Genomic DNA, 26,509 nt, shown 5'->3' on the forward strand with positions numbered 1-26,509 from the left:
AATGACTCATTACGCAGCACCCGGCTGGTACGGCAAATTGCCCAGCTCGGGTGACTTTGTGAAGCGACGCTTCCCCGATGTGCTGTACCGGCAGTGGTCGAACTGGTTTCAGGTCGGACTGCATCACTGGCAAACCAGTGAAGAGAGTAAAAACACCCCGTCGCGCGCCTTTCTCAAAGCGCCGGTGTGGAATTTTGTCGTGCCGCCGATGCTCGGCAGTCAGCTGATCCAGATGGGCTGCCTGATTGCCGCCCGCGACAGCGTCGGCCGCAACTACCCGCTGTGCGCGCTGCGCCATTTTACCCCCGCCGAGTGGTCACCGGCGCTGCTGGCCCGCTCGGGCGAGTGGTATCAGCAGGTCGGCAATACGCTGCTGCGCGTGGTGCAAAACGGCGGTACGCCAGAGCAGCTCGACCAGGCGCTGCTGAGCATTCCGCAGCCCCAGCAGCCGCAAACTGACGGCGAACAATCGGACATTTTACAGGTGATTGGCGACGGCGAGCCGTCGACGCTCAACTGGAAACTGCCGGGTGACAGCTTCGACCCGCAGTTTTACACCAGCTTCTGGTGGACAAACCAGAGCGACGGCTTCCCGCTTTACACCCAGGTGCACAGCGGCAACTTCACCGCACAGCTGTTCTCACTGCTGTTCGACCCGGCCGGCGGGGCAAAACCCGGACGAAACGGACTTTATCCTCCGATGTTTGAATCCTGAGGCCAACCGCTATGACGATGAATATTGACGCGCTGCTGGCGCCGGTCAGCAGTGATAACCCCTGCGGCGACAACCTGGAGTATCACGCGGATTACCAGGCGATGGAGCAGGCCAGTACCGGTAAAGCTGAACAGCAGTTTGGCGAGACCATTATCCCGGCTGAATCAGCCGACTGGAATAAAGTCGAAAAGCTGGCGATTGACTTGCTCAGCCGCAGCAAAGACCTGCGAGTGATGTTAGCGCTTACTCACGCCTGGACCGAGCTGAAAGGGCTGCCGGGCTATGCGCAGGGGCTGAAGCTGATTGAGCAGGCGCTGCTGCTGTACTGGGAGCCGCTGTGGCCGCGACTGGAAGAGTACGGCGAACAGGATCCGTTTTACCGCATCAACGCGGTGGCGCTGCTGGGCGATAAATCAGCGCTGAGCAGCGCGGTACGCCAGAGCTGGTTGCTGCGCTACGCCTCGGATGGCATCACGCTGCGCGATGCTGCTGCGCTGTGCGACGGCAGCAAAACCGAAGTCGCGGACTATCCTGGCGGTCTGCCGCGCCTGACCGATGAGCTGTCGCGCGGCGAGCAGCCCGGTATTGAAGCGGTGCTACAGATAAGTGAGCGTTTGCAAACTATTACCGAAACCCTGACCGAACAGCTGGGTGAAGCGGCGGTGCCGGAGCTGTCACAGCTGCGCAGGCAGATCGCCATGATCGCCGAACGCTGTCAGGCCACTGACCTCAGCGCGCTGCAGCCGGCCGCGGTAACAGAGCCGCCGCCGGAACCGAGCGTCGCCGCGCCCGCCGCAGCGGTTCGCACGGCTGACTGGCGCAGCGTGCAGCTCAGCTCGCGCGCCGATGCGCAGCTGATGCTGGAGAAGGTGAAGCACTACTTTGCTCAGCACGAACCCAGCCATCCGGCACCGCTGATGATCGACCGCGTACAGCGGCTGATTGAGCTCGATTTTATGGACATCATCCGCGATCTGGCGCCAGACGGCGTGCATCAGCTGGAAAATATCTTTGGACGCCGCGACTAAGCGAGCGTAACAACTCAACGCAGCGAGACCTGCGCGCCTCCTGCGAAACTTTACCCGCGCACCCTTAATGGAGAAAACCATGGCACCAACGAAATCCAGTGGGCAGAAGTTCATTGCCCGCAATCGCGCGCCTCGCGTTCAGATTGAATATGACGTGGAAATTTATGGCGCGGAACGCAAAATTCAGCTGCCGTTTGTGATGGGCGTCATGGCGGACCTGGTCGGTAAACCACTCGAGCCGCAGGCGAGCCTTGATGAGCGTAAATTCCTGGAAATTGATATCGATAACTTCGATGAGCGCATGAAAGCGCTGAAGCCGCGCGCGGCGTTTCAGGTGGATAACACGCTCAACGGCGAAGGCAAGCTTAACGTCGAACTGACCTTTAAGAGCATGGACGATTTCTCACCGGATGCGATTGCCCGCAAAGTTGAACCGCTGAGCAACCTGCTGGAAGCGCGTACCCAGCTTTCGAATCTGCTGACCTACATGGACGGCAAAAACGGTGCGGAAGAGCTGATCGGTAAGATTCTGCAGGATCCAACGCTGTTAAAAGCGCTGACCCATCTGCCGAAGCAGGATGAAAGCGCTGAAGGTAAGGAGGAGTAATCATGACCCAGTCTTCGCATCAGCAGCAACAGGGTGCCTTGCACTACAGCGAGAATGAACTCAGCGCCCTGCTGAACAAAGAATTTCGTCCAACCAGCGATCAGGCGCGTGCAGCCGTCGAAAGTGCCGTGAAGACGCTGGCGCAGCAGGCGCTGGAAAACACCGTCACCATCTCGAACGATACCTATCGTACCATCCAGGCGCTGATCGCTGAGATTGACGACAAGCTGTCGCAGCAGATCAACCAGATTATTCATCATGAAGAGTTTCAGCAGCTGGAGAGCGCGTGGCGCGGTCTGAGCTACCTGGTGAACAACACCGAAACCGACGAGATGCTGAAAATCCGTTTCATGAGCATCTCCAAGCAGGAGCTGGGACGTAGCCTGAAGCGTTTTAAAGGCGCTGGCTGGGATCAGAGTCCGCTGTTTAAGAAGATTTATGAGCAGGAGTACGGTCAGTTCGGTGGCGAACCGTTTGGTTGCCTGGTGGGCGATTACTATTTCGATCACAGCCCGCAGGACGTGGAGCTGCTGGGCGAAATGGCGCGTATCAGCGCGGCGGCACACTGCCCGTTTATCACCGGTACCGCGCCGACCGTCATGCAGATGGAATCATGGCAGGAGCTGGCGAACCCGCGCGATCTGACCAAAATCTTCCAGAACACCGAATATGCCGCCTGGCGCAGTCTGCGTGAATCGGAAGATGCCCGTTATCTCGGCCTGGTCATGCCGCGCTTCCTGGCGCGCCTGCCGTATGGCATTCGCACCAATCCGGTGGATAGCTTTGATTTTGAAGAGCAGACCGATGGCTCAAATCACAACGGCTACACCTGGAGCAACGCCGCCTACGCCATGGCAGCCAACATCAACCGTTCGTTCAAAGAGTACGGCTGGTGCACCGCGATCCGCGGCGTCGAGTCTGGCGGTGCGGTTGAAAACCTGCCGTGCCACACCTTCCCGAGTGATGACGGCGGCGTAGACATGAAATGCCCGACGGAGATTGCCATCAGCGATCGTCGTGAAGCCGAGCTGGCGAAAAACGGCTTCATGCCGCTGGTGCATCGCAAAAACTCCGACTTTGCTGCCTTTATTGGTGCGCAGTCGCTGCAAAAGCCTGCGGAATACCATGATGCCGATGCGACCGCCAACGCACGTCTGGCTGCACGCCTGCCGTATCTGTTTGCCTGCTGCCGCTTCGCGCACTACCTCAAGTGCATCGTGCGCGACAAGATCGGTTCATTCCGCGAGCGTGATGAAATGGAGCGCTGGCTGAACGATTGGGTGATGAGCTATGTCGACGGTGACCCGGCGAACTCGTCACAGGAAACCAAATCGCGTAAGCCGCTGGCTGCCGCCGAGGTGAGCGTGGAAGAGCAGGAAGATAACCCGGGCTACTACGCCGCGAAATTCTTCCTGCGTCCGCACTACCAGCTGGAAGGCCTGACGGTGTCACTGCGTCTGGTATCTAAACTGCCTTCACTCAAATCGAACGAGAATTGATTAACTGCATCAGGCCGTCATGTATGGCGGTCTGAATGCTCATAAAGCTTTGCAGTTAACGTGCAGACGCAAAACGCTTATTTGCGAGCCGGCTCCACGTTTCGATATTAATATCGAATAACTAAAGGATTCACTATTTTTATTGCTCCATCCAGTGGGACAATAAAAACACTCTCTGAATAAACCATGTAGCGATATTCAGAAAACGAGGCAGAGGTAAAATATGGACTGTTTTATTCAGCCCCATGCTTTCCTGTTTGCCATAACGATGCTTTATCAAAGCAGAACGTAAATCAAGCAAGAGAAGATAATTATGGCTATTGATATGTTTTTAAAAGTTGATGGTGTGACCGGCGAGTCTAAAGACTCCAACCACACCGGCTGGACTGATATTACCTCTTTCAACTGGGGTGCTAACCAGCCGGGTAATATGTCTGTTGGCGGCGGCGGCGGTGCAGGTAAAGTGAATTTTGCTGACCTGAGCGTAAATGCACTGATTGACAAATCCACCACTGCAATCCTGAAAAATTGCGCCAGCGGTAAGCATATCAGCAAAGTAGAGCTGTCCGTATGCAAAGCAGGCGGCACACAGATTGAATACGCACGTATCACACTGGAAGATGTGCTGGTGTCAAAAGTTGATTATACCGGTGCTGCTAATGGCGATACCCTGAGCGTGACTTACGCGTTCCAGGCTGCCAAAGTGAAGCAGCAATACTGGGAGCAGAGCTCTTCAGGTGGTAAAGGCGCTGAAAGCAGCGCTGGCTGGAACATCAAAGAAAATAAAGAAGCGTAATTGCTTTATTAAGCGGCCCTGTGGGGCCGCTATAAATATTTCAGAATACTTATCTGAAAATATAATTGAGCGGGATACAACTTACAGAAGAGATGTTAATAAGATTATCTTTTAACTAAATAAATATTTAACTGCAAAAGGAGATTGTGATGACAGGTAAAACTTCCATCGAACCGGGATTTTGTGTAGTGCAACGCCCTGGAAGCCTCACCGAGCAAGCGATGTGGCTGTACGGTACGCGCAACATGCCGGCGGCAAATTACTTTTTGCAGTTAAATGCTGATGTCGCATGGGCTAAACCGGGACAAATCCTGATCGTTGCTGATCCGGAAGGAAACAATCATCCTGCGGCAATGAGTGCCCTGGCAACGGCAAAAGCGACAACCAACAATAGTCTGGCGCATCTATCCGTTGATGAGGCTGACTTTTTCAACCGGCATTATGCTTCGATCGCTGCTATTACCAATTATATGGATCATGCTTCGGGTCTGATCGGTGATGCAGGCGAGAAATACTTCTCAGAAATAGCAAATAAACTTACTGCCATTGAAAATGCCTATCGCAACCAGTACCTAACGGCAGGCACACTATTTGGTGAGCAGTTTTTTGTTGAGCGTCGCCGTCTGTTTGGCGAACTCGAACAGCTGCTCAATCGCGTTTCGCGATTGATTCTGAATTTGAGACCCTACGATAAAATTAAACATGCATTGAATTTGTCCAGTTCATCCATTGTGCACGACTGGCAAACCGCTGGAGTGGGAGCAATTCGTGGCTACTCAACCTACGTAGATGGTGCAGCGAAAGCAGCTAAGTTTATGAAAGCCGGGGGGTTGGTAGCTGTAGGATTTGGTGCCTTAAATACGACGAATGAGGTCTATCAGGCTTGTACGGTGGACCGGAAAAATGAGTGTGCTAAAGTTGCCGTAACCGAATACGCTAAATTTGCAGCGAGTACAATGGCAAGCGTTTATGGTGGTACATTTGGTGCAGCCTCAGGTCAGTTTGTTTGCGTTGCTTTGGGAATAGGTACTGGACCGATAGGTTATCTTACATGCTCACTGGTTGGAGCTGCTGTAGGTGGATATGTTGCTGGCGAGGTAGGTGGTTGGCTGACAGGATTTACAATGGATAAAATTTTATGAATTTTCCTGATGCTTTAATTTTTCTATCTGTATTTTCTTTTCTTTTATCGATCGTTTTACAAATTTCTGGCTATGTGATTTTTAGAAGAAATATCAAGAAATTCGAAGTTATTTTGTCTGAATTTCGACAGAGAAATCTTCAGCTTGACATCACGACGAATATTTCCTCTTACTTTAGCGCATCCTTTCATCCGCTTAAAATAGCTTATTTTGCTTATCTTTATAAAGGTGTCATGCTTTATCATAAAAGGAATGAAAGGGTAAACAAGGAAACCTATGATTTCATTCAGTCCCTGCCTAAAGAAAAAATAAACTGGTTGCTGCGTCTGCATACTTTAAATCTGGTTACTGCCTTTTTCATGATTGGCGGAGGCGTGGGGTTTATAATCTGGAGGCACTATTATAGTTAATCAGTCGCAGCATCTGTGATGGACATAGCTCCTGAAGCTGGGGCAGTCATGATTATGGAAAACTACTGTGGACCTATTACTATCAATATCAGCTGCTTTGATAGGCTCGGGTTGCATTTTGCAAGTATGGGCATTTATCCTGTTCAAGAGTAATCAGCGGAAATTTGATTTTATAATGAGTGAGTTTCAGCGTATTAACCTGCAGAACGATATTATCACGCAGGTTGCTAATCATTTTCCATCATTATTTCATCATAACAAGGTCTCATATTTCGCACGGCTTTATAAAGGTGTGACCATGTATCATAAGAAAAATGAGCGGGTGAGTGCTGAAACATATAATTTTGTTCAAAATTTCCCATCTGAAAAGATAAAATGGTTGCTCATAGTGCATAACCTAAACTTAATCAGTGCGCTGCTATTATTTTTAGGTGCCGTAACTATTTTAATTTATAAGCGGATGCACTGATTTCTTCAGTATACTGAATGAAGTTTTCAGAATCATATATGTCTGCTTTCATTGTTTATATTGAATAAATCAGTTGTCGCTACATCCCGGCTAATCGTCTTGATCCGGTGTACTGACACTGCGCCACGCACATATTGTAGCGGCGCGATTCATCGCGCAATAAATGGTGCTGCTACAAAATTGCAATCATTTCTAAGCCAACGAAAATTCTAAATGGCAAATATGACACAACGCATCGCGTTTTAAAGCACAGCATCATTCACCTGATATCGCTCGCAGCATCGTATCACCCGCTTCCTATATTCCGCGTCTTTCCCGGAGAGCCGCGCAATATAGATGCCGAACCGCTAACCGCAGGAACCCGTTATGCGCTTTACGATAATAACGACTAAACCCGGCCACCAGCCGCCGCAAACCCGCTGTGACTTTATGCCGCCCGGCGGCACCATTGGCCGCGGAGTGGACAACAATCTGGTGCTGCCGGATGACGATCGCACCATTTCTCGCCTGCAGGCGATTGTGCACATCACCGCCGCGGGCGAATGCCGCCTCACCAACCGGGGCAACGTGACGCGCGTACTGCTCAATGACATCCCGCTGGAGCGCGGGCGTCAGGTGGAATTACAGGATGGCGACGTGCTGGGCATCGATGATTACCAGCTGCTGGTCAACGATCTCAACGGCGCGCAGCAGCCGCAGGCCGCCACGCAGGCACCGCAGCCGGTGGTGCAGGCGCCGGTAATGGCTGATGCGCCACCGGCGGAAAAGGATGCCAGCACCGCCGCGATCCCCAGCGAGATCTGGGACAGCCTCGCCAAAGAGTTCTCGATCTCTGACGATCTGTCGAAGCGCAAAGCAGCGGCCGAGGTGCTGCCGGAGGCCAATCCGCTCACCGCGCCGGCCAGCCTCGATCGCAACCCGGAGGATCCGCTGGCCCAGCTGGTGAACGATGCGCCGCTGGATATTGGCCAGCAGCCGAAAAACACCAGCCTGTTCGATGAAGGCGATGCGCTATTCGCGCAGGAAAGTATCTTCGACGATCGCACCCCCAGCACGCTGTCGGCGCAGCAGAATGCCGCCGCGCAGCCGCAGGTCGAAAGTGCCACCGAGCTCGATCCGCTCAGCCTGTTTGGCAGCCAGAGCAGCAGCGACGTGCGCAACCACGACGATCCGCTCGGCCTGATGATGGGCAATGCGGTTCCGCTGGCGCAGCCGGAGATCGCGCCGGCACAGACGATTCAACCGCAGCCCGTCGCCCAGCCGGAAACGCCCAGTGAACCCTCGCCGGAGACGGCACCGGTCGGGCTGGCGGATCTCAGCAGTTCGCCACTGTTTGATGACACCGAAACCCAGGCCACGTCGCCGCTGATCGAACCGCAGGCGGAGCAGCCAGAGACGGTCGCGCCGCAGATGGATTACGGCGGCATTACGCTGCCCACGCCGCAGGCGGTGCAACGTGTCCCGTCGCCGACGCCGAAAGGGCGGCTGCGTATCGATCCGGTGGCTTCCAGCCATCAGAACCCGGCACCCGCCAGCCAGGCGACAGCCAGCCACAACAGCGGCGACGCGCTGAAAGGCGAACTGCTGGATGCACTGCTGGAAGGCATGGGATTGCGCGATCTGCAGCCCACGCCGCAGTTCGACCGCGAGCAGATGCTGCAGTTTGGCCAGATGCTCAGCATGTTCTCGCAGGGCACCGTTGCGCTGCTGTCGTCACGCTCGATTCTCAAGCGTGGCGTTAAAGCGGATATGACGGTGATCCTCGATGACGCCAACAACCCGTTCAAACTGCTGCCGTCCGGCAAAACCGTGCTGATGCAGATGTTTGGCAGCCGCATGCCGGGCTTCATGCCGCCGCGTCAGGCGGTACGTGATGCCCTGATCGATCTGCAGGCGCATCAGCTCGGCATGATCGCCGGGATCCGCGCCATTATCGCTTCGATGCTGCAATCCTTTAATCCGGATCAGCTGGAAGAGGAAGCACGCCAGGCGGGATCGCTGTCGCGCCTCGGCCTGCCGGGCAGCCGCAAAGCCGCGCTGTGGGAGCATTTTGTTGAGCGCTACGGCGAGACGGCAGGCGAGATTGAGGATGATTTCCATACCCTGTTCGGCGAAGCTTTCCTGCATGCCTACGACCTGGAAGTTAATCAGTACAAAGATTCACAAACCCACACGGATGACGCATGAATATCACCATTGCTTCCACGTCGAATCAGGGCGATCGCGCCAGCAATCAGGATCAAACCGGTGAGGTAATCGGCGAACGCTCAGCCTGCTTCGTGGTGTGCGACGGCGTAGCAGGATTTCCCGGCGGCGACGTGGCCGCCCGCATCGCGCGCAGCAGCCTGATGGAGGCGTTCGACGGTAACGCGCACCTGGATGCGCAGTCGATTCGCAACTACGTCAACCACGCGAATCACGCGATTCGCCAGCAGCAGAAAGCCAGCAGCGAGCACAGCCGCATGGGCACCACGCTGGTCAGCCTGTTTGTCGACCGCGACTACGAGCTGGCCTACTGGGCGCACGCGGGCGACAGCCGGCTGTATCTGTTTCGCCGCGGCTACCTCTATCACGTGACTACCGACCACAGCCTGGTGCAGCAGATGAAAGATGCCGGCCACCAGACCGAAGGTATCAACAGTAACCTGCTCTATTTTGCCCTCGGCATGGGCGATGAGCAGCGCGACGCCAGCTACAGCGATGTGGTGGAAATAGAAGACGGCGACGCCTTTTTGCTGTGCACCGATGGCTTCTGGCACGGCGTGACGCTGGAGCAGATGCAGCAGTCGCTGCACATGGTCAATACGCCGGAAGAGTGGCTGACGCTGATGCAGCAAATCATCCGCAACGGTCAGCCGGATAACGGTCAGCAGGATAACTTCAGCGCGCTGGCCGTCTGGATTGGCTCACCGCAGGACACCACCTTACTGCACTCGCTGTCCGAAGCGGCGCAGTTTTTCCCTCTTCGAGATTGAGAACGCCAACATGAAACATGGATTACTGGGTCTGGCTGCGCTGCTGCTCAGCACGCACGCATTTGCTGAGAACTATCGCATCGTGCAGTCCCCGGCACAGAAACTGGATGTCTGGATTGATGACGTGAAAGATAACCAGCTGGCGAGCTGGTGTAAGCGCAATGTTGATCTGCGCATCGTCACCCACGGCGCGAAAAACGTCGCGGCGCTGGAGGATTTTCTGCCGCGCGTCGCCGGGCTGATGGCATCGCAGTGTAAAGCGCTGCAGCAGCTCAACTGGGCGCTCAATGATGATGACGGCAACCCGATCGCCAGCGGCAGCGCTGCCAAAGCGCAGCAGTGGCAAACGGTGGTAACGCCGCCGCCCGCGCCCGTGCAGCAGCCAGAGACCGCTGCGGTTGCCCCTGCCGCGCCGGTGCTCAACTCGCCGCAGGCCGATACCACGCCGTGGCTGCAGTTCAGCCTGCTCGACGGCTGTCACTTCCGCACCTGGTGGCAGCATCCGGCGCAGACCAGCGCGCTGTTCGTGCCGTCAAAACAGGGGCTGAGCTGCGGTCAGGATGGCTGGCTGAGCGGCCGCAGCAGCCTGACGCAGATGGGCAACGGTGCGGCGAAAAGCGTAGTGGTGACGTTCCTGCAGGGCTTCCCGATTGCCGGCCTGAATAATAAACAGCAGAGCGCCGAGCTCAGCATCACTACCGTCAACAGCGAACGCATGGTGCTGAGCAACGAGAAGTCGCCAGACAGCTGGCTGGTGCTGCCGTTCAGCAGCCAGTTCAACGGCTGGCAGGCACCGGATCAGGTGGTGGTGCAGATGCCCGCCAGCGATGCCGCCGATGAGAGCGCACTGCGCGCACGGCTGCAGGAAGTACGCAAAGTGTGGTCGCCGTGGCTGAGCGCCAGTGCACCGCTGAAAGTCCAGCTGGTAGAGCAGCTGCATCCGGAGCTGAAAGATCCCGCCGCCGCGGTTTACCGCACCATCAACTAACGCAAAAGGAGCTTGCATGGAGTCGTTACAATCGCGCCTGGCCAGTGCCTCACTGGCCGATAACCTCGCCGATATCACCCGCCAGATTCAGGCCAGCCCGGCCAATGCCGACCTGCGCGCGGCGTTTGTGCAGCTGCTGTGCCTGGCGGGCAACTGGACGCGCGCAAAAACCCAGCTGCAATCGTGGCTGGCGCTGACGCCCCAGGCGCAGCCGACCGTCACCTTACTGCAGCAGGCCATTGCCGGTGAGCAGCAGCGTGAAGCGGTACTGCGCGGCGAGGTGCAGCCACAGCTGCCGGGCAGCGCGTGGGCGTGGTGTGAAACCCTGCTGGCTGCGCTGACCGCCGACATCCGCGGTGACTTCGCGCAGGGTGCGGAGCAACGAGCTGCCGCGCTGGCGCAGGCCGAAGCCAATCCGGGCCAGCTGCAGCAGCAGGAACAGACGGCAGACTTCGCGTGGCTGATGGACGGCGACAGCCGCTTCGGGCCGGTGTGCGAAGCCATCGCCAACGGCCGCTATTACTGGATTCCGTTCGCCGCGATCCGCGAGATGGAATTTCAGGCACCCGCCAGCGTGACCGATTTGGTCTGGCGCCATACGCGCGTGCAGCTGGTGGATGGCAGCGAGCAGATTTGCCAGATCCCGGTGCGCTATCCGCTGCTGCCGGGGGCGGATGAGCGTTATCTGCGCGCCAGCGTCACGGAATGGCAGCCGCTGGGCCACGATGACAGCCAGTTTACCGGCCATGGCCAGAAGCTGTGGCTGAGCGACAGCGGCGAGTATCCGCTGCTGACGCTGCAGCAGCTGACGTTCCAGCCAGGCGGCAGCGATGAGCCGTGATAACAGCTCGCATAACGACGGCTATGCCCAGCTGCATGGCGGTTTCCGCGCGCGTAAAAATCGCGATGCGCTAACCGCGCGCGACAAGCTGCAATCCTCGTTACTCGATCGTCTGACTGACAACGCGCCGGACAAGCAGAGTGAAGCCAGCAATACCACGCTGATTTCCCACAGCACGCTGCGCCGCCACGTGCTGCGCGATTTGCAGTGGCTGTTTAACACCATTAACAACGAAGCCCAGCAGGATCTCAGCGCCTTTGGTGAAGTGCAGCGCTCGGTGTGGAATTTTGGCGTGGCGCCGCTGGCCGGACAGAACATCTCCGACATCGAATGGCAGGATATGCAGCGCAAAATGACCGATGCCATTCTGCACTTTGAGCCGCGCATTCTGCCGCAGGGGCTACAGGTACGCTGCGTCAGCGATCTGAAGTCGCTCAGCCTGCACAATGTGTTATCGATTGAAATAAAAGGCCGCCTGTGGTGCGTGCCTTATCCGCTGGAGTTTCTGTTCCGCACCCAGGTTGATCTGGAAAGCGGTCATTTTGAACTACTGGATGCAGGTTAATCATGGACAGCAAACTGCTCGACTACTACAACCGCGAACTGGCCTATCTGCGTGAGCTGGGCGCGGAGTTCGCTGCGCGCTATCCGAAAGTCGCCGGGCGGCTGGGAATGCGCGGCATCGAAGTCGCCGATCCTTACGTTGAGCGCCTGATGGAGGGCTTTGCTTTCCTCACGTCGCGCGTGCAGCTCAAAATGGACGCCGAATTCCCGCGCTTTTCGCAGCGGCTGCTGGAGATGATTGCGCCGTCTTATCTGTCACCTACGCCGTCGATGGCGATTGCACAGCTCACGCCGGACAGCCGCAAAGGCGACATCAGCAATGGCTTCCACGTGCCGCGCGGCACCATGATGGAGAGCCAGCACCTGAAAAAAAGTGGCGTCACCTGCAGCTACACCACGGCGCACGATGTCACGCTGCATCCGCTGCACATCAGCGACGTTTCACTCGGCGGCGTGCCGGGCGATCTGCCGCTGGGCGAACTGAGGCTCAGCGGTCGCGGTGCCGCCAGCGCGCTGCGCGTGCGTATCGCCTGCGAAGGCATTTCGTCGCTCAGCCAGCTGAATGTCGCCGATTTAATGCTGTATCTCAGCGGCCCGGACATTCAGGCACAGAAACTGCTGGAGCTGCTGATGCAGCACCGCGTCGGCATCGTGCTGCAATCGGTTGAACAGAAACCGCTGCGCCAGGTGCTGCCGGATGAAGCGTTACAGCAGGAAGGCTTTGCGCCAGAGCAGGCGCTGCTGCCGGACGATCTGCGTAACTTCGACGGCTACCGGCTGCTGCAGGAGTATTTTGCCTTTCCGGCGCGCTTCCAGTTCATCAGCCTGAGCCAGCTGGCACCGTTTCTGCGCCGCTGCGATAACGCGCAGGAATTCGACATTATCATCCTGCTGGATAAGGCTGACAGCGCGCTGGAAAGCGTGGTGGACAGCAGCCATCTGGCGCTGCACTGCACGCCGGTGATCAACCTGTTTCCCAAAACGGCCGAGCGCCTGAAGGTCAGTGACAGCCAGCACGAATATCATCTGGTGGTGGATAACATCCGGCCGCTGGACTACGAAGTGCACTCGGTGCAGCGGCTGTTCGCCACCGTTGAGGGCAAGCGCGAAGAGCAATTATTCCGCCCGTTCTGGAGCACCTTCAGCGGCGACGACGGCGATTACGGTGCCTATTTCTCGCTGCGCCGCGAGCAGCGCACGCTGTCTGAGCAGGCGCAGCGTTACGGCACGCGCACCGGCTATATCGGCTCGGAAGTGTTTTTGTCGCTGGTAGATGAGCATCACACGCCGTGGCGCGACGACATGCGCTACCTGTCGGCAGACGTGCTCTGCACCAGCCGCGACCTGCCGCTGATGCTGTTGCAGCAGGAGCAGGGCAATTTCGTCATGCCGGATTCGATCCCGGTCGGTCAGCTGAAGTTGTGTAAAGGCCCGACGCCGCCGCGTCCGGCGCTGGCCGAAGGGCTCTCCGCGTGGCGTCTGATCAGCCACCTGCAGATGAACTACCTGAGCCTGATGGACAGCAGCGACGGCCAGGGCGCCGCCGCGCTGCGCCAGCTGCTGAGCCTGTACGCTAATCTCGCCGAAGCGGCGGTGGCGCGCCAGATTGACGGTATTCGCCACTGCCAGCTTAGCGCGGTCAATCGCCGGGTGCCGGAACCGGGCCCGGTGGTGTTTGCGCGCGGCGTCAGCATCACGCTGGAGGTCGACGAGCAGGCGTTTTCCGGTGCCAGCCCGTGGCTGCTCGGCAGCGTGCTGGAACGGGTGTGCAGCCGGCTGGTGGCGCTGAATAGCTTTACCGAATTCACCCTCAACAGCCAGCAGCGCGGCGAGGTAGGCTACTGGCCGCCGCGCATGGGCAGGAAGGCGCTGCTATGAGCGAGGCGCAGATCATTCCGCTGCAGCGCGCCCAGCGGCTGCCGGACGATTTCTGGCAGGCAGTGATGGCGGCACCGTGGCGCTACGATCTGTTTCAGCTGCTACGCCGGCTGGATGCGCAGGGCGGCCAGCGCTATCCGCTGGGACGCGCGCCGCTGCCGAAGTTCGAAGCGCTGCGCATTGGTCAGCAACCGTCGCTGGCGTTTGCCCCGGCAACGCTGGCCAGCGTGCAGCCGCGCGCAGAGGACGCGCGCCATGACGTGGCGATTTACAGCTTTGGCCTGTTTGGCCCCAACGGTCCGCTGCCGACCCACCTGACGGAATATGTGCATGAGCGCATCGTGCACCATCAGGATCACAGCCTGGCGGCGTTTGCCGACATCTTTCACCATCGCGCCACGCTGCTGTTTTATCGCGCCTGGGCCGATGCGCAGCCGGCCGTCTCGCTGGATCGCGCCGATAACCGCCGCTTTGTCGATTACCTCGCCTGTCTGGCCGGCATCGGTTTACCGGCGCAGCAGCAGGCCAGTTCGCTCAGCCTGCATGCGCGGCTGATGCTGGTCGGCCATCTTAGCCGCCACGGTCACGACGCTGAAGGGCTGGTGCGCATTCTGCGTCACTACTTTGGCGTACCGGTGCAGCTGGCACAGAACGTGCCGCAGTGGCTGACGCTGGACGCGCGTGATCAGGCGCGGCTGGGGGCCGGACGCCAGATGCCGCGGCTGGGCGAATCGGCGTTCCTGGGTGTGGCGGTGCGCGATGTGCAGCACCGTTTTCGCCTGCGGCTCGGTCCGCTGAGCGCGCAGCAGTATGCCCACTTTCTGCCAGATGCGCCGGGCGCGCGGGAAGTGCGCGACTGGGTGCGTCACTATCTCGGCATCGAGATGCAGTGGGACCTCAGTCTGATCCTGGCGGCGGAAGAGGTGCAAAGCGTCACGCTGGGAGGCAATGCCCGGCTGGGCTACACCAGCTGGCTGGGACACGCGCCACAGCCGCAGGATCGCGAAGATTTCATGTTTGAGGTTGAGGCAGCCGCAAGCTAGCCCAATCGCTTTTCCCTGTTACACAGCCTGCTTCTTTCATTAAAGAGACCCGATATGTCAGAAATCAGCCGTGCCGTGTTATTCGGCAAACTGGATACGCTGTTATTTACCTCGCTGGAAAGCGCCACCGCCTTTTGTAAACTGCGCGGTAATCCTTATGTTGAGCTGGTGCACTGGCTGCACCAGCTGATGCAGCAGCAGGATGGCGACTTACAGCGGGTGATCAGCCATTTTTCACTGGATGAAAACGCGCTGACGCGGGATATCGTCGCGGCGCTCGACCGCCTGCCGCGCGGTGCGAGCGCGGTTTCCGATCTCGCCGAACACATCGACAGCGCCGTCGAGCGCGCCTGGGTCTACGCCTCGCTGAAGTACGGTGCGACGCGCATTCGCGGCGGCCATCTGCTGATTGGCATGCTCAAAACCTTCAACCTCGCCAGCGTGCTGAAAGGCATCTCCGGCCAGTTTGGCCGTATCAATGCTGATGCGCTGCTGGAGCAGTTCGACACGCTGCTCGCCAGCAGTAAAGAGGCACAGCAGGCGCTGGTGGCACAGCCGGGCACCGAGAGTGCCGCACCGGCAGCCAGCACCAGCACGCTGGCGCAGTACGCGCAGGATCTCACCGCGCGCGCGCGCGAAGGACGCATCGATCCGGTCACCGGCCGTGATGAAGAGATCCGCCAGATGGTGGATATTCTGATGCGTCGCCGGCAGAACAACCCGCTGCTGACCGGCGAAGCGGGTGTTGGCAAAACCGCGGTGGTTGAAGGCCTGGCGCTGCGTATTGCCGCTGGCGACGTACCGGCTCCGCTGCGGGATGTGCAGCTGTGGCTGCTGGATATCGGCATGCTGCAGGCCGGTGCCGGCATGAAAGGCGAATTTGAAGCGCGCCTGCAGGCGCTGATTAATGAAGTGCAGTCCAGCCCGACGCCGATTGTGCTGTTCGTCGACGAAATCCACACGCTGGTCGGTGCCGGCGGCCAGCAGGGCACCGGCGATGCCGCCAACCTGCTGAAACCCGCGCTGGCGCGCGGCCAGCTGCGCACCATCGGTGCCACCACCTGGGCCGAATACAAAAAGTACATTGAGAAAGATCCGGCACTGACGCGTCGTTTCCAGACCGTGCAGGTGCAGGAGCCGGATGAAGCCAAAGCGATTCTGATGCTGCGCAGCACCGTCAGCGCGCTGGAGAAGCACCATCAGGTACTGCTGCTGGATGAGGCGGTCAGCGCGGCGGTGAAGCTGTCGCACCGTTACATTCCGGCGCGCCAGCTGCCGGACAAAGCGGTGGCGCTGCTGGACACCGCCTGCGCACGCGTTGCGGTGAGCCAGGGCGCACAGCCTGCGGCACTGGAAGATTGCCTGCATCGTCTGGCCGCGCTGGAGATTGAAGCGGAGATCATTGAGCGCGAAAGCAAAGTCGGGCTGGGCGATGCGGCGCGTTCGCAGGCGGTTGCCGCCCAGCGCGCGACGCTGGAAACCGAGCGCGATGCGTTGCAGCAGCGCTGGCAGCAGGAGCGTGAACTGGTCGATGAGCTGATTGCGCTGCGGGCGCGCTGCGTGACGGAGGGCGAAGCCGCGCTGCGCGATGAGCTGGACGCGACGCAACAGCAGCTGCAGCAGGTGCAGGGCGAAGCGCCGCTGCTGTTTGCCGCCGTGGATGCCAGCGTGGTGGCCGCCGTGGTCGCAGACTGGACCGGGATTCCGCTGGGGCGCATGGTGAAAAACGAAATCGACGCGGTGCTCAATCTCGCCGATACGCTCAACCAGCGCGTGATTGGCCAGCGGCACGGTCTCGATCTGATCGCCAAACGCGTGCGCACCTCACGCGCGCGCCTCGACAATCCGAACAAACCGGTCGGCGTCTTTATGCTGTGCGGTCCTTCCGGCGTCGGCAAAACCGAAACCGCGCTGGCGCTGGCCGAGTCGCTGTACGGCGGCGAGCAGAACATCATCACCATCAACATGAGCGAGTTTCAGGAAGCCCACACCGTTTCCACCCTGAAAGGCGCACCGCCGGGCTACGTGGGCTATGGCGAAGGCGGCGTGCTGACCGAGGCGGTGCGGCGTCGTCCCTACAGCGTGGTGCTGCTGGATGAGATCGAGAAGGCGCATCCGGATGTGCACGAGCTGTTCTTCCAGGTGTTCGATAAAGGCTGGATGGAGGATGGCGAAGGGCGTCATATCGACTTCCGTAACACCATCATTATTCTGACCTCAAACGTCGGTACGCAGCTGATCAGCGCGATGTGCGCCGATCCGGAGCTGATGCCGGATCCGGAAGCGCTGAGCACCGCGCTGCGTAAACCGCTGCTGGAGGTGTTCCCGCCGGCGCTGCTGGGTCGCCTGCTGGTGGTGCCGTATTACCCGCTGAGCGACGCGATGCTGGCGGAAATCGTCCGGCTGCAGCTGGGCCGCATTGTTCAGCGCCTCGCCGATAACCACGGCATCAGCGCGCAGATTGACGATTCGGTCATCAGCCAGATCGTGCAGCGCTGCACGGAAGTGGAGTCCGGTGGCCGCATGGTCGACGCCATCCTTACCAATACCCTGTTGCCGCAGATGAGCCAGATGCTGCTCAGCGCCCACGCCCGCGATGAACGCTATCGTCGCGTGCAGGTACGCTGTGAGCAGGGCGAGTTTGTTTGCCAGTTCGATGTCTAAAGCCGTTAGTGATCAGAGAGTTTTCGAAAATGTCGGAACACGATAATCCCCTCAACGTACCCAACGCTCTGCCGGTGGGTTACCGTTTCAATGAGTTTGAAATTAAAGAAGTGATCGGTGGTGGCGGCTTTGGCATTGTTTATCGTGCCTGGGATCATCAGCTGGAGCGTGATATCGCCATCAAAGAGTTTATGCCGGCTTCGCTGGCGGTGCGCAGCGATGACCTGAATCTGGTGCTGCGCAGCGAACGCTTCAGCAAAACCTTTCATGCCGGGCTGAACAGCTTTATTCAGGAGGCGCGCCTGCTGGCCCGCTTCAACCATCCAAATCTGCTGCACGTGCTGCGTTTCTGGGTGCAGAACGACACCGCTTACATGGGCACGGTGTTTTACAGCGGCACCACCTTATCGAACCTGCGCGAGCGCAATCCGCAACTGGTGGATGAAGCCTGGATTCGTCGCCTGCTGCCGCCGCTGCTGGGTGCGATCAAAACCATCCACGACGCCGGTTACCTGCACCGCGATATCTCGCTGGATAACATCCAGATTCAGAGCAGCGGCGAGCCGGTGCTGCTGGATTTTGGCTCTGCGCGTAAAACCATTGGTAACCTCTCGGATGAGAGCGAAACCATGCTGCGTCCGGGCTATGCGCCCATCGAGCAATACAGCGATAACGACGAGAGCGAACAGGGCGCGTGGACGGATATTTACGCGCTGGGCGCGGTGCTGCACACACTGATCACCGGGGCGCCACCGCCGGTGAGCGTGGTGCGCAGCATCGAAGATAACTACCAGCCGCTGGCCGCGCGCCGCCTGCCGGGCTACTCCCAGGCCTTGCTGACGGCGGTGGACCGCGCGCTGGCGCTCAAACCGGAAGATCGGCCGCAGGATATTGATGCCTTTGCCGGGCTGATGGCGCTGCCAGAGCGCGAACCGGAACCGCTGCTGAGCGCCAAAATCAGCGGCCCGGGCACCATGCTGGTGCCGGTGGAAGAGGCGAACGAAGCCGAAACGCTTTCGCCGGTGAAATCGCTGCTGCGCCATCGCTTTGCGCTGCCGGGGCTGGTGGCCGCGGGCGTGCTGGTAGGATTGTGCGTGGGGCTGCTGATGTCCGGGGGCGACGAGCCTGCGGCGCCGGCAGAGACGGTGCAAAACAGCGCGCCAGCTGCTGATCCGGCAGTTTCACCTTCAGCGTCGTCAGCGCCAGCCGCAACGGCAGCGGTAACGCCGGAAAAACCGCGCGAAGCGGAGCCGCAGCCTGCTCCGCCGCCGGAGCCGGTCGCGCAGGTTTACATCAAGCTGCAGCAGGGCGAACGCGTCCAGGTGAATGGCAAACCGCAGGCGCTGGTGCCTGCCGCCAACGGTTTTGCCGCGCTACAGCTGGCGCCAGGCAACTATACCTTTGCCATCAGCGGCCAGGGCGGCACGCGCGAGCAAACGCTGACCATCAGCGAAGAAGGCGTCTGGTTGCTCGATCCACACAGTTAATCATCAGGGATTTATTATGTTCTCACGCATCACCGCGCAGCTGCCGATGGACGGCCTGCTGTTCTGGAAACTCACCGGCGCCGAGGCGCTGTCGCAGTCGTTTGAGCTGAACGCCGAGCTGCTGGCCACGGACGCGCGCATCGACCGTCACGCGCTGCTGGGGCAGCCGGTCACGTTCACGCTGCCGACGCAGAGCCTGCTGTCGCCGCGCTACCTCAACGGCAAAATCACGCGGGTGGCGGTGCGCAGCGAGGAGCTGAGCGGAACGCGCTACGCGGTGTACCAGCTGCGGGTGGAGCCGGACCTGTGGCCGATGCGCCGTGACCGCAACCTGCGGATATTCCAGGGTCAGACGGTGCCGCAGATAGTGCAGACGCTGCTGCAGGAGAACGGGGTGAACGTGGAGACGCGGCTGGGCAGCAGCTACCGGGTGTGGGAGTACTGCGTGCAGTACCAGGAGAGCAGCTTCGACTTCATCAGCCGGCTGATGGAGCTGGAGGGGATTTACTACTGGTTCCGCCACGAGGCGGAGCGCCACGTGATGGTGCTGTGCGACGGGGCGGACCAGCACGAGGCGTTCGCGGGGTACGAGACGATACCGTACCACGTGACGGCGTCGGGCGGGAGCGTGACGGAGGAGGGCATCAGCCAGTGGTCGCTGTGCGAGAGCGTGACGCCGGGGATGTACAGCACGGACGACTACGACTTCCGCAAGCCGAACGCGTGGATGCTGCAGGCGCGGCAGAACCCGGTGTCGCCGGTGCCGGGGGCGGTGGACGTGTACGACTGGCCGGGCCATTTTGTCGACCACAGCCACGGGGAATTTTACACGCGCATCCGCCAGGAGGTGTGGCAGGTTGCGCACCACAGCGTGAGCGGAACGGGGACGGCGACGGGCATCGCGCCGGGGTACCGGTTCGGCATCGTGAACGCGCCGCACTTCAGCGACAACGGGGAGTACCTGGTGACGTCGGCGCGGTACGACTTTGAGGAGAACGGGTACGCGAGCGGCGGCGGCGGGGCGCGGCACAACATCGCGTTCACGGTGCTGCCGTCGTCGGTGACGTACCGCGCGGAGCCGGCGACGGCGTGGCCGAAGACGCACGGGCCGCAGACGGCGAAGGTGGTGGGCCCGGCAGGAGAGTCAATCTGGACGGACCGCTACGGCCGGGTGAAGGTGAAGTTCCACTGGGACCGCCTGGCGAAGGGCGACGACACGAGCTCGTGCTGGGTGCGGGTGTCGAGCGCGTGGGCGGGCCAGGGGTACGGCAGTGTGCAGATCCCGCGCGTGGGCGATGAGGTGGTGGTGGACTTCATCAACGGCGACCCGGACCGGCCCATCGTAACCGGTCGTGTCTACAACGATGGCAATATGCCGCCGTGGGCGCTGCCGGCGGCGGCGACGCAGATGGGCTTTTACAGCCGCAGCAAAGATGGTCACAGGGACACGGCGAACGCGCTGCGCTTTGAGGATAAAGCGGGGCATGAGCAGATTTGGATCCACGCCGAAAAAAATATGGATACGGAAGTGGAAAGCTGTGAGACGCACCATGTTGGGATGGATCGGCATAAAACTATAGGCCGTGACGAGAAGGTCTCAATAAAGCGTAATCGTCAGGCAGACGTGGGTGAACATGCGCTAAGCAATACGGGCGTCCAGCACGTTATTAATGTTGGCGAAGGCGAAACGGTGCTTACTATGGATAAAGAGGGCAATGCGCTGCTTGAAGCCAACACAAGCATCAAGTTAAAGGTGAAAGAGAATTACCTCCTGATCACCCCCGACGCCATTGAAATCCAGGTGAATACGGGAAATATCCATGCTGAGAGCGAGTTGCAGGCATTGTTTAAGGGCAATGAGCTGACCACTTTAGGTACTGGTAAAGATGCTGAATTAAAGGCAAATGATACGGTAAGCATTACCGGCACGAACATTACCGACATCAAAAGCGCGGTCGTCAAAATTAACAGTTAATCGCTTATTGGAAGGAACATCGGTATGGGTATGCCTGCGGCCAGAGCTTTTGTGGATAAAGCGGCTCACGATGGCCCAATTCAGTGTGGCAGTCCTGACGTTATCATTGGTGGATTTCCCGCTGCACGAAAAGGTGATGAATTTTCCTGTAAGCAACACGGTGGCGGTATTATCGTCAGCGGCTCCGGCAGCGTATTCGTTAACGGTATGGAGCTGGCCCGTCAGGGTGATAAGACGCAGTGTCATGCAGGCGGGGCGTCGGCACCTGCGAAATGTAAACCTGCGCCCCCGCAATACTGGGGGGGCTCGTTGGCGAAGAAGGCTGGTGAGGATGGGATGTTGCATGGTGAGCACTACGATGCGCGAATTTTAGGAGCGTATGCCAGCCTGAAAGACAGTACTAATGATGGCAGTTATGACACTGTGTCGACAGGGTTTTCACTTGAAAACCTCACATTAGCGAATATGAAAAGTGACACACTCTTAAAAGGTGAGCTGCGGAATAAAATAGCGGATGCCAATGCAACCGGGTCATTTTACAACGGCGATAGCGGAATCTATGGCATTAATGGTAAAGCTGCAGCAACGGGTATGCAATATGGCGCTACGGGCTCAATAGGAACAGAGAATACATTGTATGCCGTAGCTACCGGTGATGTTACGCTTGGCACTGCTGATGCAAAAGCGGTTGCAGAAATATATACCGGCAATAAGGGCCGATATGGGTTCAGCTTGGAAGGTGGCGCAGGTGCGGCGGCAGTGAAAGAAAGCATTACGGGGAAAGTAAGCCTGTACGGTATTTTAGTAGCAGATGCAAAAGGCGGAGTGCATCTAGGGGGAGTAGGTACATCAGTAGGTTTTACTGCTTATGCGGATGAAACCGATTACTCAGCCACAGTAAAGCTCTCAGCTAGGTTAGCTATCATATTGGGTTTAACAGGCGAAATTAATGTGAAAATTGCATTAAAACCACTACGAGACCTGTTTTTTGGTAAAAGGGATAATGCAGATAAATCTGGAAGCAATGGTGGGGGAGATGGTGCTATTATCAACGGTTGCGCCACGGTTTTAATTGGCGATTAAATAAGCATAGGATTAATTTTAACATGAACTTTTTAGCATTTTTCTTTTTTGGATCGTAACAGTCTATTATGTCTGGAATGGGAAAGATTTTTATAATAAAAAAGAATGGGCAGGGTTTGGTAAGAAATTTATAGGTGTGCTGGTTGGTATTGTAGTGCTTGCCTTTGTGCTTAAAGGATTAGTGTTGGTTGTTCCCGGGTTCAGCAATAATCTTGCTGGGGATTTGATGGAGGAAGTAGGCATTTCTTTTATATTTATTCTTGGTATAAAGTTTATGATTATAATGATTTGCACTTTATTTAGTGGTATTGTGGGTTTTCACAAGAAATATAATGCTGATAATTATGCCCGATTTTCACCGGCTGCCAGTAAGTTGGTGCCTGGCATGCTCATCTTTGCAAAATGCGTGGTTTCTCTTGGCTCTATAGTGATTTATTACGGTATTTGGCTGGCGAATTAAATTAAGGAGGGAAACAGGCTATGAATATTGATACGGACTATGCTTTCCCCCTTACACCGGGTTTCTCTAAAGAAGAGATCGAACAGCGCTTCTGGAAATGCCTTTATACTTCAGCCAGAGAAGAAATGCTGCATTACTGGGTTGTGCTGCCAAAAAGCCTCAAGCCAGCGGAACTGGAGCCGGTTGCCTTCCCTGATGTTGATTTAACCAATATCGGACGCTACTTAACCATGGATGACTCACCCTATCTGGAAGTTTGGGTCGCGTATGAACGCTGCCAGTGGGAGATGAATGCGTCTGACTGGTTGTTTAAAAAACTTGCTATAATGGGCGAAAAGGTCTTGCATCGCCGTCTTGTCGGTAAGGCATCAGAAAACGGTATTTTCGCGGATGTATTAACCCTAAGAACGCACGCTTCCGGTGACGACGTGATCTCACGATACACCGTCCAAAAAGATTACAACCGGGACAGCGGCGGTGGAAACTATTTCTTATTAAAAGCGTCGTGTGCAGCACGCGACTATCCTTCGCTTGCCAATGACATCTATTTTACAGTGGTTAACTGGGATCTGCTGCATCGCAGTAACTTAGCCATGGCGGAGTTGCTAACCTCGGTAAACCTGGATGGGGAAAGCGCTTTTAGAATACCGGTTTCATGGAATGCCAAGATTATTACTGAGAACAGACTTATCGTTGATCATACTATAAATGGCGTAAACTATGGGGTCATTAATTTTTACTTTTATTCTGGCGCGGTATGCCATTCCGCAGAAGATGCTTTTGAAAAATCGACGCTACGTTTCCAAGAGCATGAGCATTCCGTCACGCTGGCGGCAAACGAGCTGGAACCCATTCCTAATGATATTAATGCTGCGCTAGGTTCGATATTGACCTGTACAGGTGAACTCTACAGCGACGAAGAGAAAATGCGTGCCTTTTACCAGAGCTACATATTCAATTGTTCAGGATTGTGGTGCTACGTTGAGCTGGTGGGGCAGCACAGGAATGATAAAAATTATTACTATGAAGCGAATAAGCGCTGCCTGGAAATTATTCTGGCAACACTAAGAATCAATGTGAAATAATGACATTTGCTGTCGATTAATCATGTTTTAGCTGGTATTTCGCCTCGTAGCAATAAGTATAACGGCACCTTTTTTAAAATCGTCATGTGATCCGCTGCAACAGTAAAAGACGCTTGTCTGACCCGTGGGTATTACCTGGTAGCGGTCAATACCCTGATCATCGAACACTTCCCGAATATGAAATAAGAAAAAAGCACTACAAGACTGCTCGTTAATTTTTAGCGTAATGCTTATATGCTGCATTTCACTCCCTGGCGTTTAACCTTCCCCGATGACTCAATCACTTAAATAAGTTACGGAATCTGCTTATGTTCTCACGCATTACCGCGCAACTGCCGATGGACGGCCTGCTGTTCTGGAAACTCACCGGCGCCGAGGCGCTGTCGCAGTCGTTTGAGCTGAACGCCGAGCTGCTGGCCACGGACGCGCGCATCGACCGTCACGCGCTGCTGGGGCAGCCGGTCACGTTCACGCTGCCGACGCAGAGCCTGCTGTCGCCGCGCTACCTCAACGGGAAAATCACGCGGGTGGCGGTGCGCAGCGAGGAGCTGAGCGGGACGCGCTACGCGGTGTACCAGCTGCGGGTGGAGCCGGACCTGTGGCCGATGCGCCGGGACCGCAACCTGCGGATATTTCAGGGTCAGACGGTGCCGCAGATAGTGCAGACGCTGCTGCAGGAGAACGGGGTGAACGTGGAGACGCGGCTGGGCAGCAGCTACCGGGTGTGGGAGTACTGCGTGCAGTACCAGGAGAGCAGCTTCGACTTCATCAGCCGGCTGATGGAGCTGGAGGGGATTTACTACTGGTTCCGCCACGAGGCGGAGCGCCACGTGATGGTGCTGTGCGACGGGGCGGACCAGCACGAGGCGTTTGCGGGGTACGAGACGATACCGTACCACGTGACGGCGTCGGGCGGGAGCGTGACGGAGGAGGGCATCAGCCAGTGGTCGCTGTGCGAGAGCGTGACGCCGGGGATGTACAGCACGGACGACTACGACTTCCGCAAGCCGAACGCGTGGATGCTGCAGGCGCGGCAGAACCCGGTGTCGCCGGTGCCGGGGGCGGTGGACGTGTACGACTGGCCGGGCCATTTTGTCGACCACAGCCACGGCGAGTTTTACACGCGCATCCGCCAGGAGGTGTGGCAGGTGGCGCACCACAGCGTGAGCGGAACGGGGACGGCGACGGGCATCGCGCCGGGGTACCGGTTCGGCATCGTGAACGCGCCGCACTTCAGCGACAACGGAGAGTACCTGGTGACGTCGGCGCGGTACGACTTTGAGGAGAACGGGTACGCGAGCGGCGGCGGCGGGGCGCGGCACAACATCGCGTTCACGGTGCTGCCGTCGTCGGTGACGTACCGGGCGGAGCCGGCGACGGCGTGGCCGAAGACGCACGGTCCGCAGACGGCGAAGGTGGTGGGCCCGGCGGGTGAGTCAATCTGGACGGACCGCTACGGCCGGGTGAAGGTGAAGTTCCACTGGGACCGACTGGCGAAGGGCGACGACACGAGCTCGTGCTGGGTGCGGGTGTCGAGCGCGTGGGCGGGCCAGGGGTTCGGCGGCGTGCAGATCCCGCGGGTGAACGACGAGGTGGTGGTGGACTTCATCAACGGCGACCCGGACCGGCCGCTGATCATCGGTCGCGTGTACAACGAGGCGAGCATGCCGCCGTGGGCGCTGCCGGCGGCGGCGACGCAGATGGGGTTTTTGAGCCGTTCGAAGGACGGCACGGCGGATACGGCAAACGCGCTGCGCTTCGAGGACAAGGCGGGCGAGGAGCATCTTTGGATCCAGGCGCAGAAAAACATGGATACGCACGTTAAAAACGATGCCAGCCACTCGGTCGCCAACAACCACAGCCATTATGCTGGCGGCAATGAGCTGTACCGCGTTGAGACCAACCGTGTACACGGTATCAAAGGCGGCGAGGAGCTCCTGACCGGACAAGGCAAGCTGGACGCGGCAGTTGATACCTATGTTCTGGGATCCGGCACCAAACTGCGTCTGGAGTGCGGTGAAAGCGCTATTGAACTCAACGCTAACGGTCACATTAATATCGTCGGTAAAGGCTTCAATATTTTCGTGCAGGGTGATGGCCATATTACAACATCCGGCGGCAAGCTGAACCTGAATACTGACGGTGCAAAGCCCGGCACCGGTGCGCCTGGTGCCGATCACAAACAGAATATCAGTAAAGCGGTGGAGAACCTGTTCCCCCCTAAACAGAAAGGACAGGCGGCTCCGGCTGCGCCGAAAGCTGCGGTCTCTGCTGCCGCTAAGCCGACCGCTGCACCTGTAGCAAATCACCCCGCTCGCAAAGCACGCCCGTTACCAGCAGATAAACAAGCTTTTTTTGATAAGGTCTATGCTGCAGCTAAGATCAGTGAAAAGAAAACGGGCGTTCCGGCAGAAGTCACTACGGCGCAGGCGATCCTTGAATCAAGCTGGGGAGACTTGGTTCCATTTGATAAGAAAACGAATATAAGTAGTAACAATATTTTTGGAATAAAATCATTTGGTTCTAAAAATGCTGCGGAAACCGTAACGCATGAGTATGTCAACGGTAAGAAAATCAAAATTGTTGATAGCTTTGCAACTTATGGATCGGTTGAAGAGAGTATTGAACAGCATGGTCAGTTTTTGATGGATAATAAACGTTACAGTAGTCTTTTCAAATCTTCAGACCCTGTTGAATGGGCGAAGGGGCTACAAGAGAAAGGCTATGCAACAGATCCGGAGTATGCTAAAAAACTTATCGGGATTATGAAAGGTAGAGGGATGATATGATTAGGTTTTTA

At 57.6% G+C, this 26,509-nt stretch carries 22 protein-coding genes; all 22 read left to right on the top strand.

The window, feature by feature from the left end:
• The first annotated feature begins 1 nt into the window (after position 1).
• The gene (gene tagF, locus K7H94_RS03215; RefSeq protein ID WP_222951635.1) at positions 2 to 715 is read left to right on the top strand and encodes a type VI secretion system-associated protein TagF; all 714 of its coding nucleotides are present in this window, start codon (positions 2 to 4) and stop codon (positions 713 to 715) included.
• 17 nt (positions 716 to 732) lie between these two features.
• On the top strand, positions 733 to 1,743 hold the full coding sequence (gene tssA, locus K7H94_RS03220; protein WP_222952017.1) for a type VI secretion system protein TssA: 1,011 nt from the start codon (positions 733 to 735) through the stop codon (positions 1,741 to 1,743).
• 79 nt (positions 1,744 to 1,822) lie between these two features.
• Positions 1,823 to 2,350, top strand: a complete 528-nt coding sequence (tssB, locus tag K7H94_RS03225; protein ID WP_222951636.1) for a type VI secretion system contractile sheath small subunit — start codon at positions 1,823 to 1,825, stop codon at positions 2,348 to 2,350.
• 2 nt (positions 2,351 to 2,352) lie between these two features.
• Positions 2,353 to 3,849, top strand: a complete 1,497-nt coding sequence (gene tssC, locus K7H94_RS03230; RefSeq protein WP_141496390.1) for a type VI secretion system contractile sheath large subunit — start codon at positions 2,353 to 2,355, stop codon at positions 3,847 to 3,849.
• Between the two features lie 313 nt (positions 3,850 to 4,162).
• Positions 4,163 to 4,645: an Hcp family type VI secretion system effector gene (locus tag K7H94_RS03235; protein WP_021313206.1), complete on the top strand. Its 483-nt coding sequence runs from the start codon at positions 4,163 to 4,165 to the stop codon at positions 4,643 to 4,645.
• A gap of 149 nt (positions 4,646 to 4,794) precedes the next feature.
• The gene (locus tag K7H94_RS03240) at positions 4,795 to 5,787 is read left to right on the top strand and encodes a hypothetical protein (RefSeq protein ID WP_222951637.1); all 993 of its coding nucleotides are present in this window, start codon (positions 4,795 to 4,797) and stop codon (positions 5,785 to 5,787) included.
• Positions 5,784 to 6,197 carry a hypothetical protein gene (locus K7H94_RS03245; protein ID WP_021506789.1) on the top strand — a complete coding sequence of 138 codons (414 nt, stop codon included), beginning with the start codon at positions 5,784 to 5,786 and terminating at the stop codon, positions 6,195 to 6,197. Before K7H94_RS03240 ends, K7H94_RS03245 begins: the two co-directional genes overlap by 4 nt.
• Before the next feature lie 67 nt (positions 6,198 to 6,264).
• Complete coding sequence (locus tag K7H94_RS03250) at positions 6,265 to 6,666, top strand: hypothetical protein (RefSeq protein WP_141496388.1); 402 nt, start codon at positions 6,265 to 6,267, stop codon at positions 6,664 to 6,666.
• A gap of 366 nt (positions 6,667 to 7,032) precedes the next feature.
• Positions 7,033 to 8,853, top strand: coding sequence for a type VI secretion system-associated FHA domain protein TagH (gene tagH, locus K7H94_RS03255; protein WP_222951638.1), 1,821 nt, complete (start codon positions 7,033 to 7,035; stop codon positions 8,851 to 8,853).
• Complete coding sequence (locus K7H94_RS03260; RefSeq protein ID WP_021506792.1) at positions 8,850 to 9,641, top strand: PP2C family protein-serine/threonine phosphatase; 792 nt, start codon at positions 8,850 to 8,852, stop codon at positions 9,639 to 9,641. The genes tagH and K7H94_RS03260 overlap by 4 nt, the downstream gene beginning before the upstream one ends.
• A 10-nt stretch (positions 9,642 to 9,651) precedes the next feature.
• Positions 9,652 to 10,629, top strand: coding sequence for a hypothetical protein (locus K7H94_RS03265; RefSeq protein ID WP_058771450.1), 978 nt, complete (start codon positions 9,652 to 9,654; stop codon positions 10,627 to 10,629).
• Positions 10,630 to 10,645: 16 nt separating this feature from the next.
• Entirely contained in the window at positions 10,646 to 11,470 is an 825-nt protein-coding gene (locus K7H94_RS03270) for a type VI secretion system accessory protein TagJ (RefSeq protein ID WP_222951639.1), read from the top strand.
• Positions 11,460 to 12,035 carry a type VI secretion system baseplate subunit TssE gene (tssE, locus tag K7H94_RS03275; protein WP_021506795.1) on the top strand — a complete coding sequence of 192 codons (576 nt, stop codon included), beginning with the start codon at positions 11,460 to 11,462 and terminating at the stop codon, positions 12,033 to 12,035. Before K7H94_RS03270 ends, tssE begins: the two co-directional genes overlap by 11 nt.
• A 2-nt stretch (positions 12,036 to 12,037) precedes the next feature.
• Positions 12,038 to 13,912: a type VI secretion system baseplate subunit TssF gene (tssF, locus tag K7H94_RS03280; protein ID WP_222951640.1), complete on the top strand. Its 1,875-nt coding sequence runs from the start codon at positions 12,038 to 12,040 to the stop codon at positions 13,910 to 13,912.
• A complete protein-coding gene (tssG, locus tag K7H94_RS03285; protein ID WP_058771453.1) occupies positions 13,909 to 14,955 on the top strand; it encodes a type VI secretion system baseplate subunit TssG in 1,047 nt (348 codons plus the stop codon). The genes tssF and tssG overlap by 4 nt, the downstream gene beginning before the upstream one ends.
• Before the next feature lie 54 nt (positions 14,956 to 15,009).
• A complete protein-coding gene (gene tssH, locus K7H94_RS03290; protein WP_166711076.1) occupies positions 15,010 to 17,619 on the top strand; it encodes a type VI secretion system ATPase TssH in 2,610 nt (869 codons plus the stop codon).
• Between the two features lie 29 nt (positions 17,620 to 17,648).
• Positions 17,649 to 19,106: a serine/threonine protein kinase gene (locus K7H94_RS03295; RefSeq protein WP_159377909.1), complete on the top strand. Its 1,458-nt coding sequence runs from the start codon at positions 17,649 to 17,651 to the stop codon at positions 19,104 to 19,106.
• A 16-nt stretch (positions 19,107 to 19,122) separates the two neighbouring features.
• Positions 19,123 to 21,081: a type VI secretion system Vgr family protein gene (locus K7H94_RS03300; RefSeq protein ID WP_222951641.1), complete on the top strand. Its 1,959-nt coding sequence runs from the start codon at positions 19,123 to 19,125 to the stop codon at positions 21,079 to 21,081.
• A 24-nt stretch (positions 21,082 to 21,105) separates the two neighbouring features.
• Positions 21,106 to 22,164: a PAAR domain-containing protein gene (locus K7H94_RS03305; protein WP_222951642.1), complete on the top strand. Its 1,059-nt coding sequence runs from the start codon at positions 21,106 to 21,108 to the stop codon at positions 22,162 to 22,164.
• Positions 22,165 to 22,300: 136 nt separating this feature from the next.
• Complete coding sequence (locus K7H94_RS03310) at positions 22,301 to 22,624, top strand: hypothetical protein (protein WP_245001391.1); 324 nt, start codon at positions 22,301 to 22,303, stop codon at positions 22,622 to 22,624.
• 20 nt (positions 22,625 to 22,644) lie between these two features.
• Entirely contained in the window at positions 22,645 to 23,709 is a 1,065-nt protein-coding gene (locus K7H94_RS03315) for a hypothetical protein (RefSeq protein WP_222951643.1), read from the top strand.
• A gap of 308 nt (positions 23,710 to 24,017) precedes the next feature.
• Entirely contained in the window at positions 24,018 to 26,498 is a 2,481-nt protein-coding gene (tssI, locus tag K7H94_RS03320) for a type VI secretion system tip protein TssI/VgrG (protein ID WP_222951644.1), read from the top strand.
• The last annotated feature ends 11 nt before the right edge of the window (positions 26,499 to 26,509 follow it).

This window comes from Pantoea dispersa (assembly GCF_019890955.1).
GTDB classification, from domain to species: Bacteria; Pseudomonadota; Gammaproteobacteria; order Enterobacterales; family Enterobacteriaceae; genus Pantoea; species Pantoea dispersa.